15 protein-coding genes and 2 pseudogenes are annotated in these 12,134 nt (G+C 61.8%); 13 read left to right on the plus strand and 4 right to left on the minus strand.

The genetic code is table 11. The annotated features are described in order from the left end of the window. Positions 1-310: 310 nt before the first annotated feature. The 6 genes from V5B44_RS09610 to dnaB all read left to right on the plus strand — a co-directional run bounded on the left by V5B44_RS09610 (position 311) and on the right by dnaB (position 4,384). A complete protein-coding gene (locus tag V5B44_RS09610; RefSeq protein WP_332358840.1) occupies positions 311-1,153 on the plus strand; it encodes a caspase family protein in 843 nt (280 codons plus the stop codon). Between the two features lie 196 nt (positions 1,154-1,349). After that, positions 1,350-1,736 (plus strand): 30S ribosomal protein S6, encoded by a 387-nt coding sequence (gene rpsF / locus V5B44_RS09615; RefSeq protein WP_332358841.1) that lies wholly within the window; start codon positions 1,350-1,352, stop codon positions 1,734-1,736. Between the two features lie 29 nt (positions 1,737-1,765). Further along, positions 1,766-2,080: a primosomal replication protein N gene (gene priB / locus V5B44_RS09620; protein ID WP_332358842.1), complete on the plus strand. Its 315-nt coding sequence runs from the start codon at positions 1,766-1,768 to the stop codon at positions 2,078-2,080. Continuing rightward, complete coding sequence (gene rpsR, locus V5B44_RS09625; RefSeq protein ID WP_015766743.1) at positions 2,052-2,327, plus strand: 30S ribosomal protein S18; 276 nt, start codon at positions 2,052-2,054, stop codon at positions 2,325-2,327. The genes priB and rpsR overlap by 29 nt, the downstream gene beginning before the upstream one ends. A gap of 14 nt (positions 2,328-2,341) precedes the next feature. Continuing rightward, positions 2,342-2,800 (plus strand): 50S ribosomal protein L9, encoded by a 459-nt coding sequence (gene rplI / locus V5B44_RS09630; RefSeq protein ID WP_332358843.1) that lies wholly within the window; start codon positions 2,342-2,344, stop codon positions 2,798-2,800. Between the two features lie 138 nt (positions 2,801-2,938). Next, positions 2,939-4,384, plus strand: coding sequence for a replicative DNA helicase (gene dnaB, locus V5B44_RS09635; protein ID WP_332358844.1), 1,446 nt, complete (start codon positions 2,939-2,941; stop codon positions 4,382-4,384). A 24-nt stretch (positions 4,385-4,408) separates the two neighbouring features. Here the strand turns inward: dnaB and V5B44_RS09640 are convergent, their stop codons facing one another. The 3 genes from V5B44_RS09640 to V5B44_RS09650 all read right to left on the minus strand — a co-directional run bounded on the left by V5B44_RS09640 (position 4,409) and on the right by V5B44_RS09650 (position 7,740). Continuing rightward, a complete protein-coding gene (locus V5B44_RS09640) occupies positions 4,409-5,707 on the minus strand; it encodes a transglutaminase-like domain-containing protein (RefSeq protein ID WP_332358845.1) in 1,299 nt (432 codons plus the stop codon). 111 nt (positions 5,708-5,818) lie between these two features. Then, entirely contained in the window at positions 5,819-7,246 is a 1,428-nt protein-coding gene (locus tag V5B44_RS09645; RefSeq protein WP_332358846.1) for a PhoH family protein, read from the minus strand. 38 nt (positions 7,247-7,284) lie between these two features. Next, entirely contained in the window at positions 7,285-7,740 is a 456-nt protein-coding gene (locus V5B44_RS09650) for a peroxiredoxin (protein WP_332358847.1), read from the minus strand. Positions 7,741-7,899: 159 nt separating this feature from the next. Between V5B44_RS09650 and lexA the strand changes: the two are divergent. Then, positions 7,900-8,504: pseudogene (lexA, locus tag V5B44_RS09655) on the plus strand (transcriptional repressor LexA). A 108-nt stretch (positions 8,505-8,612) separates the two neighbouring features. Continuing rightward, a complete protein-coding gene (locus tag V5B44_RS09660; protein WP_332358848.1) occupies positions 8,613-9,242 on the plus strand; it encodes an SOS cell division inhibitor in 630 nt (209 codons plus the stop codon). A 179-nt stretch (positions 9,243-9,421) separates the two neighbouring features. Here the strand turns inward: V5B44_RS09660 and V5B44_RS09665 are convergent, their stop codons facing one another. Beyond that, a complete protein-coding gene (locus V5B44_RS09665; RefSeq protein ID WP_332358849.1) occupies positions 9,422-9,688 on the minus strand; it encodes a hypothetical protein in 267 nt (88 codons plus the stop codon). 355 nt (positions 9,689-10,043) lie between these two features. Here V5B44_RS09665 and V5B44_RS09670 point away from each other — a divergent pair, with 355 nt between their 5' ends. From V5B44_RS09670 to V5B44_RS09690, 5 genes and pseudogenes are all read left to right on the plus strand, one after another. Beyond that, positions 10,044-10,292 carry a hypothetical protein gene (locus tag V5B44_RS09670; RefSeq protein WP_332358850.1) on the plus strand — a complete coding sequence of 83 codons (249 nt, stop codon included), beginning with the start codon at positions 10,044-10,046 and terminating at the stop codon, positions 10,290-10,292. A gap of 131 nt (positions 10,293-10,423) precedes the next feature. Beyond that, complete coding sequence (locus V5B44_RS09675) at positions 10,424-10,660, plus strand: hypothetical protein (RefSeq protein ID WP_332358851.1); 237 nt, start codon at positions 10,424-10,426, stop codon at positions 10,658-10,660. A 61-nt stretch (positions 10,661-10,721) separates the two neighbouring features. After that, complete coding sequence (locus V5B44_RS09680) at positions 10,722-11,168, plus strand: hemerythrin (RefSeq protein WP_332358852.1); 447 nt, start codon at positions 10,722-10,724, stop codon at positions 11,166-11,168. Between the two features lie 533 nt (positions 11,169-11,701). Beyond that, a complete protein-coding gene (locus V5B44_RS09685; protein ID WP_332358853.1) occupies positions 11,702-11,992 on the plus strand; it encodes a hypothetical protein in 291 nt (96 codons plus the stop codon). A gap of 23 nt (positions 11,993-12,015) precedes the next feature. Further along, positions 12,016-12,114: pseudogene (locus V5B44_RS09690) on the plus strand (hypothetical protein); the annotation flags it as partial. Between the last annotated feature and the right edge of the window lie 20 nt (positions 12,115-12,134).

Below are 12,134 nucleotides of genomic sequence, written 5' to 3' on the forward strand. Positions count from 1 at the left end.
GTTCAGGCTGGCGTCGAAGCTGTCTCCGTCGGGCGTCGACAGCATGATCGGCTTCGCCAGCGACCAGCTTGCCATTTGCCGATGTCGGTGAATCAAAAAGCTGAATGATGCCGACAGGGGTGTGGTGGCGAGGACGACGGATGCGCTGCACCAACGTCAGCAACGTCAGAAGCGGTGCGACAGGGCCAGAGCGTCCATCGGCCATCTTGTCTTGAGTCAGTTGGTCGCAGAGGAGGTTTGTTATTCCGCCGCGGCTTGCTAGACTGAGGATCGCAGGCCCCGATCAACCATCCCTCCAGAGGAGACAGAGATGAGCAAACGCGCACTTTGTATAGGCGTCAACAATTACCCCGGCACACACATGGATCTGAGCGGCTGCGTGAACGACGCCAACGACTGGGCGGCCGAACTTGCAACACGCGGTTTTGCCGTCAACAAGCTGATCGACAGCCAGGCAACCAAGGCGGCAATGGTCAGCGGCATCCAGTCGTTGATCGCTGCAGCAGTCAGCGGCGACTTGGTGGTGATCACCTTTTCCGGGCACGGTACCTACGTGCCGGATACCAACGGCGACGAGATCGATGGCCTCGATGAGGCGCTCTGTCCGTACGACCTTCAGACCGGCGGTGGGGCCCTGATCGACGACGAGATCAATACGCTGTTCAGCGCGCGCAAGGGAGGCGTGCGGCTGGTGCTCATTTCCGACAGTTGCCATTCGGGGACGGTGACGCGGGCTGCCGCCGCTGATCCCGATGCCGACGATGCACCGCGTCCGCGCTTCATGCCGATGGGCAATTGGCTGCCGGCCGACCAGTTACCGCGCGGAATCAGCGGCCAGCCGCTGACGATGGTGCAGGTTACTTCGGGACTGTCGCCTTTTGCCAGCGCGCTTTCACGTATGGCTGGCGACCTGTTGCTGGCCGGTTGCAAGGAAGGACCGAACAACTTCAGTTACGACGCGAGAATCGGCGGCCGGCCGTGCGGTGCCTTTACGTATTACGCGCTCAAGGCACTGAAGGCGCTGCCAGCCAACGCCACCTACGCCGATTGGCACGCCAAGATCAATCCCGGCTATCTGCCGTCGGCTTCGTACCCGCAGAGCCCGCAGATCTTCGGCAGCGCGGATGCACGCCAACGCAAGATCTTCAACTGAGGAGGGTCCAGGGCGGTGCGCCGGTGTGGCCAGCATGCCCGGCGTGCTGCTGACAAGGGGGACAGATTGGCTGTCCCCGACAGATGGCAAGCAAAATCAAGTTGTCCGCAACATCGATAGCCAGTTATAATCGGCGGCTTTTTCCACCTTGCTCCACCGTTCGCATGGCGGGGGGCTTCATCCATAAGGAGTGTTCATGCGCCATTACGAAATCGTTCTAATCGTCCATCCGGACCAGAGTGAACAGGTCCCGGCAATGGTCGAGCGCTACAAGTCGCTCGTCGTCGCGCGCGCAGGGCAGATTCACCGCCTTGAAGACTGGGGGCGCCGTCAGCTCGCCTATCCGATCGAGAAGCTGCACAAGGCACACTACATTCTGATGAACATCGAGTGCGACGGCCCCACGCTGACTGAACTCGAGCACGGCTTCAAGTTCAACGACGCCATCCTTCGTCATCTGACGATCAGGACCAAGCGGGCGGTGAGCACACCGTCGCCGATGATGAAGGACGAAAAGTCCAAGTCGCTGCTGGAAGTCCGTGAGCAGGCGCCGGTGCAAGCTGCCGAGCAGCCAGCCGCCTGACCGATGAGGCGCTGCTGAATCGCGTCGAGTTGACCGGAACCCTGATCGAGCGCAAGGCGCTACGCTTTACGCCGGCCGGTGTGCCGGTGGTGGAGTGCCTGATCGGGCACCAGTCAGAACAGCTCGAAGCGGATAGTCCACGCCGTGTTGAATGTGAGATCCAGGCGATTGCCCTGGGTTCCACGGCGCAATGGCTGCAGGCAGCGGGTCCGGGAATGGTGTTGCAACTAACCGGCTTTCTTGCCGCCAGGAGCCGGAACAGCAAGCAGCCGAGACTGCATATCACTACGATCGAATTTGTCGAAGGAAATCAAGATGGCAAGGTTCTTCAAGAAGAAGGATGACAAGAATGTCAAGAAGCGTGGCAGTGGTCTGTTCAAGCGGCGCAAGTTCTGCCGCTTCACTGCCGAGAAGATGGAAGAGATCGACTACAAGGATGTCGACCTGTTCAAGGAGTACGTTGCCGAGAACGCCAAGATCATGCCGGCTCGCTTGACTGGCACCAAGGCCGGCTATCAGCGGATGCTGTCGGTGGCCATCAAGCGCGCCCGCTTCCTGGCGCTGCTGCCTTACACCGACAATCACCAGTAAGCGAGGAGACGACGATGCAAATCATTCTGATGGAAAAGGTCGCCAACCTCGGGAACCTCGGCGATCTGCTCAAGGTGAAGGATGGCTACGCCCGCAACTTCCTGATTCCGAAGGGTAAAGCAAAGCGGGCAACGCCAGCTGCGCTGAAGGAATTTGAAGCCAAGCGAGCCGAACTGGAGGGTGCAGCGGCAGAGAAACTGGCTGCCGCGCAGGCGTATGCGGAAAAGCTCGGTGGTGTAGTTGTCAGGATCGCGCGCAAGGCCGGCGTCGATGGTCGTCTGTTTGGTTCGGTGACCAACTTCGATATCGCGGATGGTCTGAAAGAACTCGGTTTCACCGTCGAAAAGTCGGCCGTGCGCATGCCCGCCGGTCCGCTCAAGATGATTGGCGAGTCCCAACTGGAAGTGGCCCTTCACAGCGACGTCATGGCGACGATCACCGTTGCCGTGGTGGTCGAACAGATGAAGATGTAGGTGCTTGATTCGGCGCCGTGTTCTCGCGCCGGAAAAGGAGCCTTGCCGAAGGGCAGGGCTTTTTTGCGTTCTGGGGGCGGAGCGGGGGCATGGCCGCGCTACACTCGCAGCCTTGCTCGTCCCGTCAGCGGATTCCCCATGGCCAGCCCGTCCGACTCTTTCAACTCCGAAAACGCGCAACGTTCCAGCAGTCGGACGGCGCGTCGAGACCGCAGCCCGCAGTCTGACCCGGCGCTGTCCGAACTGCGCGTGCCGCCACATTCGATCGAAGCCGAGCAGTCGGTCCTCGGCGGCTTGCTGCTCGACAACGTCGCCTTCGACAGGATCGCCGATGTGATCACCGAAGGCGACTTCTATCGGGACGAGCACAGGCGCATTTACCGCCAGATTTGCAAACTGCTTGAGCGCGGCAAGCCGGCCGACGCGGTGACCGTCGCCGAAAGTCTCGACCAGGCCGGTGAAGGTGATGCGACCGGCGGGCTGGCCTACCTTGGCGAGCTGGCGGCCAACACACCGTCGGCGGCGAATATCCGACGCTATGCCGAAATCGTCCGTGAGCGGGCGATTCTGCGGCAACTGGTGACCGCTGGCGACGAGATCGCCGGTAGCGCGCTCAACCCGCTTGGCCGTGATCCGAAAACGCTGCTCGACGAGGCCGAGGCAAAGGTCTTCGCGATTGCCGAAGGCGGCTTTCGCCATCAGAGCGGCTTCGTGCACATCAACCCGTTGCTGACGCAGGTCGTTGAGCGCATCCAGGAACTGCACGACCGCGACAATCCCTCGGACATCACTGGTGTGCCCACCGGGTATCACGATCTCGACTCGAAGACCTCGGGCCTGCAGGGGGGGGATCTGTTGATCGTGGCCGGCCGCCCATCGATGGGCAAGACCTCGTTTGCGCTCAATATTGCCGAGCACGTGGCGATTGAAGTCGGTTTGCCGGTGGCCATCTTCTCGATGGAGATGGGCGGCACGCAGCTGGCCATGCGGCTGTTGTCTTCGGTTGGTCGGCTAGATGCGCATCGCGTTCGGACCGGGCGCCTCAATGACGATGAATGGTCGCGCCTGTCGTTTGCCCTGGGCAAGATGCACGAGGCGCCGATCTATATCGACGAGACCCCGGCGCTCAACCCGATTGATCTGCGCGCGCGGGCACGCCGTCTGCACCGCCAGTGCGGCAAGCTCGGGCTGATTGTCATCGACTATCTGCAGCTGATGTCGGCCACCTCGCATGGCGAGAACCGGGCAACCGAAATCTCGGAGATCTCGCGATCGCTGAAAGGCCTGGCGAAGGAACTGGGTGTTCCCGTGATGGCCCTGTCGCAGCTCAACCGTTCGCTGGAACAACGGCCGAACAAGCGTCCGGTCATGTCCGACCTGCGCGAATCAGGCGCCATCGAGCAGGACGCCGACGTTATCATGTTCATCTACCGCGACGAGGTGTACAACCCCGACACGCCGGAGAAAGGGGTTGCCGAGATCATCATCGGCAAGCAGCGCAACGGTCCGATCGGTACCACCCGCCTGACTTTCCTCGGCGAGTACACGCGCTTCGAGAACTTCGCCAGTCCCGGTTCGTACTGACCAGCCGCGGCGCGGCAGTCTGGTTCAGCCGTCGACGCGGCTGGCGTTGACCGTATAGCTGAGGCGCTCGGTGTCCGAGCTGTCGAAGCGTATTCCGCCTGCCTCCGCCTGCGGCAGGACCAGGAAGGGCAGGGCGCCAGCGCCCGTTGCCCCCTGCAGCCGGACGTCCTGAGCGCTGTTGAATGCGATCCAGTTCTTTTCCCAGAAACCGAACAGCAGTTTCCGCAGCACCACCAGCTTTGGATCGCCATTGCCCAGGCGTTCGTCGTGGATTGCCTTGCGAACATCGCCAGGATCGACCGGAATCCAGCCATAGCCCGGGGTATAGAATTCGGCGCGACAGTGCTGCACCGTGCGCAGGTTGCCGGTGGCGCCGAGCCCCGCAAAAAGCCGCGAACTGTCGATGCGCAGCCCAAAAACGGGGCGCGCAGGAATTCCGACCGATCGACACAGGCCAACGAACAGCAAGGCGATGTCGGCGCTTTTTCCGCTCAACTGGCCACTGTCGAGCATGGCCTCGACATCGCCCCGGCCGATACCGCTTCGCCCGGGATCATACGATGTATTCTCCACCACCCAGTCGAAAATCGCCTTGCCCTGGGCGACCGGATCCTTGATGCGTCCAATCGCCCGTTCGGCGGTGCGGTGCACAAGTCCATCGGTCGGAACCAGGTTGCTTGATTGCAGGCAGCGGCGAAGCACTTCGCCACGCTCGGCCGTGCTGCCGCGCCGGGTAATGTCGAAATGTCGGTCCTGCTTGGCCACCTGACTGACGAGCTGAAGCTGGGGCGTCCCGGTCACCTCCTTCCAGTCGGCGTAGAAGACTTCCATCTCCGCCACCGGGTCACGGTAGATGCCGGCGCTGTCGAAATTACCCCGCCAGTTATGCCCCAGCGAGCGCTGCCAGCTGGTGTCTTTGTATTGCGCCAGGGGTAGCCACAGTCGCAGCTTGCCTTTGATGTTTTGCAGCGTGATGGTCGAGGTGATGTCATAGCTGCGCCACTGGGGCTGTGCTTCATCCGGCAGGCTGATGGCGTTGTACTGTTCGACGGCGGCGGGCGGCGGGCTCGGCATGGCAGCCGTACTGGCTGTCGGAGTTTCCACGACCGGTCGGTAGCGTCGGCTGCCTTTTCTTGTGCTGGCCCTGCCGTCGGGCTTGGTGGTGGCTTTGGCGCCGGTTCTGCCGGTCGTTCTGGCACCGCCTTTTCCTGCCGGCTTGTCGGCAGCCGTAGTACCGCTCTTCTTCTTGTTGGCGGCCAATACCGACGACGGGGCCAGCAGCGAGAGAAGTGCAGAAGCAGCAAGGAAATCGCGTCGTTTCAATCGACTCTCCGGTAAGCGAAGGATCCTTATCGTACGGAGCCGGCAGCACGGATCGGTGGCCAGAAACAAGCGGGCCGTGTCACCAGACACGGCCCGATAAGGTCGAAAAAATTATAACACTTCAGCCGCGTGGTCGGCGAGACGGGAGCGCTCGCCACGTTGCAGGGTGATATGGCCGGCGTGTTCCCAGCCCTTGAAGCGGTCTACGACGTAGGTCAGGCCGGAGCTGCCCTCGGTGAGATAGGGCGTATCGATCTGTGCAATATTGCCCAGGCAGATCACCTTGGTGCCGGGTCCGGCACGGGTGATCAGGGTCTTCATCTGCTTCGGCGTCAAATTCTGCGCTTCGTCGATGATCAGGAACTTGTTCAGGAAGGTCCGGCCGCGCATGAAATTGAGCGACTTGATCCTGATCCGGTTGCGAATCAGGTCGCGGGTGGCCGCTCGCCCCCAGTCACCGGCAGCCTCGTCGCTCTTGTTGAGTACCTCGAGGTTGTCTTCGAGGGCGCCCATCCACGGACCCATTTTTTCTTCCTCGGTCCCCGGCAGAAAACCGATGTCCTCGCCGACAGGAACGGTGACGCGGGTCATGATGATCTCGCTGTAGCTCTTGCTTTCAAGCACCTGGGTCAGTCCCGAAGCCAGTGTCAGCAATGTCTTGCCGGTGCCGGCCTGGCCGAGCAGGGTGACAAAGTCAATCTCCGGGTTCATCAGCAGATTCAATGCGAAGTTCTGCTCGCGGTTGCGCGCAGTGATTCCCCAGACGTTGTTCTTGGGATGCGTGTAGTCGGTCAGGGTTTCGATTTCGGCCGACGCGCCGGAGATTGCACGGACGATGGCGTGGAGGGGGCTTCCCCCTTCCTGGAAAAGATACTGGTTGACCAGCAATTCCGTACACAGTGGTCCTTTCAGGCGGTACAGCGTGCGCCCGTCCTTTTTTCTGGACTCGATGCCCTGACCATAGTGGTGCCAGAAATCGGTTGTCAGTTCGCGCATGCCGGTGTACAGCAGATCGGTGTCTTCGAGTACCTTGTCGTTGAAGTAGTCCTGTGCCTGCAATCCGAGCGCACGAGCCTTGATGCGCATGTTGATGTCTTTGGAGACGAGGATCACCGGACGCTCCGGGTGCCGCCGCTGCAGGTGAATGACGACGGCCAGAATCTGGTTGTCGGCCTTGGCGGTGGGCAATCCTGCCGGGAGGTCACCAGCGATCGCTTCGGTCTGCAGGAAAAGACGACCACTGGCCAGTTTGCGCGAAGGTCCGTCGAGCCTGATGCCCTGGTCGATGGCGTCGTCCACGCTGCTGACGATTTCATCGAGCGTACGGGTGACCTGGCGCGCATTGCGAGCGATTTCCGACATCCCCTTCTTGTGGTTGTCGAGTTCTTCCAGAGTCATGATCGGCAGGAAGACATCGTGTTCCTCGAAGCGGTAGACACTCGTCGGATCGTGCATCAGGACGTTGGTGTCGAGGACGAAGAATTTGGTCGGCGTGGCGGTAGCGTCGATGTTGGCGCTGGCTTCGGGTTTGCGGGCCATGCGAGCGTGTCCGGGATTGGATCGGTCAGGGTCGCTGATCAGAGTTTGGCGACGAAATCGAGCACTTCCTGCGCGTGCCCGGCCACTTTGACGCCGCGCCATTGACGCCGCAAGGTCCCTTCGCGGTCAATGACAAAGGTGCTGCGTTCGATGCCGCGAACCTGCTTTCCGTACATCGACTTCATCTTGATGACCGCGAAGCGGGTGCACAGCAACTCCTCGGCGTCGGAAAGCAGATCAAAGGGCAGGTCCTGTTTCGCCCTGAAGTTCTCGTGTGACTTGACGCTGTCACGCGAGACGCCGACGACAATGGCACCGGCCGCGACGAACTCCGGGTGAAGGTCACGGAACTGCTGCGCCTCAGTGGTGCATCCCGGCGTGCTGTCCTTGGGGTAGAAGTAAAGGACGACGAGGCTGCCCCGGCAGGCGGAGAGGGTGAAGGTTCGGCCACCGGTTGCCGGCAGGCTGAAATCATCTACGGTCTGGTCGATCATGGCTGGCTTTCAGGGGTGGAGAGCCGGATTGTGGTAAGAAAGCGGCGCATCGGTCAAGCCGCTTAGGCAGACGGTTTTTCCTGCGGGGAGCACTTCTGCTTGCCTTTTTGCCGAAAGCTGTACGAAAATACAGCATCAACGACAGGAGGCCAGAGGCTCATGGCGACACAGCTTACCCCGCGACAACAGGAAATACTCGATTTCATCCGCAACACGCTGGAGAACCTTGGTGCGCCGCCGACGCGGGCCGAGATCGCCAGTGCCTTCGGCTTTGCCTCGCACAATGCCGCTGAAGAGCACCTCAAGGCGCTCGCCAGAAAAGGCATCATCGTGCTCGAACCGGGCTCGGCACGCGGTATCCGCCTGGTCGAACAACTCGGTCTGCCGCTGATCGGCAGCGTGGCTGCCGGCAGTCCGATGCTGGCGGTGGAAAACGTACAGCGCCGTTACACGGTCGATGCCGCGCTGTTCAAACCGCGTGCCGACTTTCTGTTGCGCGTGCGCGGCCTGTCGATGATCAATGCCGGCATTCTGGACGGTGATCTGCTCGCCGTGCACCGCAGCAGCGAAGCGCGCAACGGCCAGATTGTCGTTGCCAGGCTCGATGACGAGGTGACGGTCAAGCGTTTCCATCAGCAGGACGGGGTTATCGAGGCTGATCGCCGAGAACCCCGATTTCGCCGATCGTCGTCGATGGGAGCGCGCGGACATTGGCCATCGAAGGCATCGCTGTCGGCCTGATCCGCGGCGGCGAGACGATGTGAGAGATGCTCTGACTGCTGCCTGACCATTACCATGTCTTCATCCCCGACGCTTGCGCAATCCTTGATCGCCCCGATGTCTGGCGTGGCGATACGCTTGCCAGAGCACCCTTGCCCGGTGTGCCGACCGGCTTTGCCGAGCTTGACCGTGAGTTGCCCGGCGGCGGCTGGCCGCGTGGCGGCTTGACCGAACTCCTGCCCTTGCGTCGCGGGGTTGGTGAACTGAGTCTGCTGCTGCCAGCGCTGGCGCGGCTGTCGAGCGACGAACTCGCCTGGCTGGTCTGTGTGGCCTCGCCGCATCCGCTCTATGCGCCGGCGCTGCATGAATCCGGCGTTGATTTGTCGCGTCTGCTGGTTGCCAGCGCGCCCGGTCGGGATGCTGCCTGGGCTGCGAGCGCTCACTCGCGGCCGATGGTGTTGGCGCAGTGGTCGCCTGGCTACCCGAAGCCCAGAGCAACGTCACTGCGTCGCCTGCAGCTTGCTGCCGAGGCCAGTCGTACACTACTGTTCGTTTTTCGTCCGGCTGGCCTGTGCCAGTCAATCCTCGCCGGCACCGCTGCGGCTGGCGCTCGAAGGCGAGGGGGAGCAACTGATCGTTCGTCTGCTCAAGCGCCGTGGCGGCGCGCAGCCAGTGCCCCTGCCAATCGCCATTCAACGCCCGCTGGTCTGCATCATGCTCTGGCTGGCCCTGCATCTGCCACGCCTGCCGCTCGAAGTCTTTCCCGGCCTGCCGTCGCCTAGCGCCATCGTCAGCCGTGAACGCGTCGTCGTTGCTGACGAGGTGGCGGCTTCGGCTGGCGTGGTGCCCGGGTTGCGCTTGGCCGAGGCGTGGGCGTTCCTGCCTGCCTGGCCGTGCAGGAGCGCGATGTCGAGCGTGAGCAGGCAAGCACTGACCCGGCTCGCCTGTTGGGCAGGTGGCTTCACTTCGGAAATCTGCTGCCTGCCGCCGCAGACGCTTGCTGCTCGAAGTGGCCGCATCGCTGCGTCTTTTCGGTGGCGCTGCGGCGCTGTTCGAGCGCATCGTCCGGCTGTGCCGAGCAGGGTTTTGCTCCGCGGGCGGCCTGGCGCCAACGCCGCTCGCTGCGCAGTGGCTGGCGCTTGCCGGCGACCATGAGCCCTGTCTCGACATCGGTGAGCTGCCGCATCGCCTCGGCAGGCTGCCGCTGGCGGCTCTCGACTCTCGGCACAGAATCATGCTCGCCTCGGCAGTTTTGGTGCGCGTTCGCTCGCTGACGTGCTGCGCTCTGCCGCGTGCAGGCCTGGCGCGTCGACTCGGTGTGGTTTTGTCGCTGATCTGGCGCGTGCGCTCGGTGATTTGCCGGATCCCCGGCCGCGTTTTGTTTTTCCGGAGCGTTTTGTCGAGCGACTGGAACTGCCGACGCGGATCAGAAAATGCGATGGCTCTCGGTTTTGCCGGGCGGTCGCCTGGTCGCCACCTTGTGTGGCTGGCTGGCGGCACGTGCGAGGGGGCATCAGCGAATGCCATTTCGAGTTTGAACACGAGCGCGGCTGCAGGCAGCGATCGGCCACCGTTCTTGAGCCTTGGTTTCAGCGCTGCCACGCGCACCGCGAACGGATTTCCCGGTACTTATCGAGCGCCTGCAGCGACTCCAACTGCCGGCCGCTGTCGAGTCGATCAGCTTGCGAGCCGAGGCGCCGGAAGCACTGCCAGGGCGTACGGCGAGCCTGTTCGGCGAGCGCGGCGAGGGCGCTGGCGGCGAGTCGGTGGCGGCGTTGGTCGAACGCCTGCAGGCGCGCCTTGGCAACGGCAGCGTACACGCGCTTCGGTAGTCGCCGAGCACCGACCGGAGAATGCCTCGCGGCCAGTCAAGCCAGGGTCTGCTGGCGGAGAGAAAAGTCAGCGGCCAAGTTGCTCCTGGCTCCAGATCCATGCGGAGAAAGGATCCTGGTCCGCGTCCCTTGTGGCTTCTGCCAGGCCGCAGGCCTTGCGCGAAGTGGCCGGTCGGCCGCAGTGTGGCGGCCCCCTGCGTCTGCTTGCCGGGCCCGAGCGCATCGAGAGTGGCTGGTGGGATGCCGCGAACCTGATGCGCTCGGCGATGTGCGTCGCGACTACTTCGTCGCCATTTCCGATGCGCGCCGAATGGCTATGGATTTTTCGTAGCCAGGCAGGATGGTTTCTGCACGGCGTTTTTGCCTGAATCCGCTCTGATTTTACTGGAATTTTTCGATCCGTTTTTTTATACTGTGTCATTCTTGAAAATGTCTGACTTTTTCCTGGGGAGTCTGGTGATGGAGATCAATCTTGCTGGTTTGCTGCCGGAGGCCTTGCTGATCGATCTGCCGGAAATCGATGTCCAGCACGAAGAGATTTTTCGCCGTATCGAGGCGCTCAAGAAACCATGTTTCGGCAGCGGCCCGTCTCCTTCGAAGAATTCGACAGCCTGCTTGACTATCTGGAATATCACTTCGCCAGCGAAGAGCGAGTTGCGCGAGAACTCGGCGTCAGACTTTGTCGATCACGCCGAGTGCACCGACGAGAACCTGCAAGCGCTGCGCAAGGCCTTCGCCGAAGTGCATGACGGAGCGCGTGATGTTCATTCCTTCCTGCGCTATGCCGAATACTGGTTCGAGCGCCACATCACCGACGAAGACAAGCCCTTCGCCGCCAGCGTGCGAAAGTGTCGGCTGTGTCTTCCAGCCGCCTGAATCCATAGCCAGCTGACTTCTGCGTGTCAGTGTCCGTACCCTCAGCCCTTTTTCGGCGCGGAATGCCGCCCGCTTATCGGCAACAACGACGAAAACCGTGCCTTGCGTGAATTGAAATAGCTCCTGTGAAAATGCTCAGGAAGTGGCCTTCGCGATGGCTCGCCATCATTCTTTTTTGCGTTCTTCCGAGCATTCTGGCAAGCTGATAACCGGAACAGCATATGTCGTCATATTTCATTGCAGGCCCTCTCCAATCGGCCGTTTGTAGACGGCCTGACCACTCCTTGATGAGCTCTTACCGACCATGAACATTACCTCCTCAGCCTCCTGGAAGGCCCTTGAAGCGCACCGGCAATCGCTCTCGCCGGTGCATCTCAGACAACTCTTTGCCGCGATCCAGGTCGCGTCGCTTCACTCTCGCTAAGCTTCGATGGCATCCTTTTCGACTTCTCGAAGCAGCGCATGGATTCGACAACGCTACCCCTGCTGGTCGAGCTGACCAAAGAGGTCGGCTTGACGAAGCGACGGCGCGCATGTTCAGCGGCGAGAAGATCAATGCCAGCGAAGATCGCTCGGTGCTGCACGTCGCCTTGCGGCGATCGAGCGGTCCGTTTCCCTGGTGCCGACTTCGACGTCATGCCGAGGTCTTGCCGACGCGCCAGCGCATGGCCGCTTTTGCCGACCGTATTCCGCTCCGGGCCAGGCGCTTGGTTTCACCGGTCATGCCGATTCGTCATGTCGTCAATATCGGCATCGGCGGCTCTGACCTCGGACCAAAGATGCTCGGCTTACGCGCTGCGTTCGATCTCGCATCCGGCGCTTGACGTGCATTACGTCTCCAACCTCGATGGCGCCCAGCTGGCGCCGCTCCTGCAAACGCTTGACCCGCGCACGACGCTTGTTCCTGGTCGCCAGCAAGACCTTCACCACGCAGGAAACGATGCTCAATGCGCAAACGGCGCGCAA

This window comes from Candidatus Accumulibacter necessarius, from assembly GCF_036625085.1.

Excerpts from the sequence above, each read along its gene's own strand:
- V5B44_RS09610 (WP_332358840.1), top strand. The coding sequence starts at position 311 with ATGAGCAAACGCGCACTTTGTATAGGCGTCAACAATTACCCCGGCACA.
- rpsF (WP_332358841.1), top strand. The coding sequence starts at position 1,350 with ATGCGCCATTACGAAATCGTTCTAATCGTCCATCCGGACCAGAGTGAA.
- rpsR (WP_015766743.1), top strand. The coding sequence starts at position 2,052 with ATGGCAAGGTTCTTCAAGAAGAAGGATGACAAGAATGTCAAGAAGCGT.
- rplI (WP_332358843.1), top strand. The coding sequence starts at position 2,342 with ATGCAAATCATTCTGATGGAAAAGGTCGCCAACCTCGGGAACCTCGGC.
- dnaB (WP_332358844.1), top strand. The coding sequence starts at position 2,939 with ATGGCCAGCCCGTCCGACTCTTTCAACTCCGAAAACGCGCAACGTTCC.
- V5B44_RS09645 (WP_332358846.1), bottom strand. The coding sequence starts at position 7,246 with ATGGCCCGCAAACCCGAAGCCAGCGCCAACATCGACGCTACCGCCACG.
- V5B44_RS09650 (WP_332358847.1), bottom strand. The coding sequence starts at position 7,740 with ATGATCGACCAGACCGTAGATGATTTCAGCCTGCCGGCAACCGGTGGC.
- V5B44_RS09680 (WP_332358852.1), top strand. The coding sequence starts at position 10,722 with ATGTCTGACTTTTTCCTGGGGAGTCTGGTGATGGAGATCAATCTTGCT.
- V5B44_RS09685 (WP_332358853.1), top strand. The coding sequence starts at position 11,702 with ATGTTCAGCGGCGAGAAGATCAATGCCAGCGAAGATCGCTCGGTGCTG.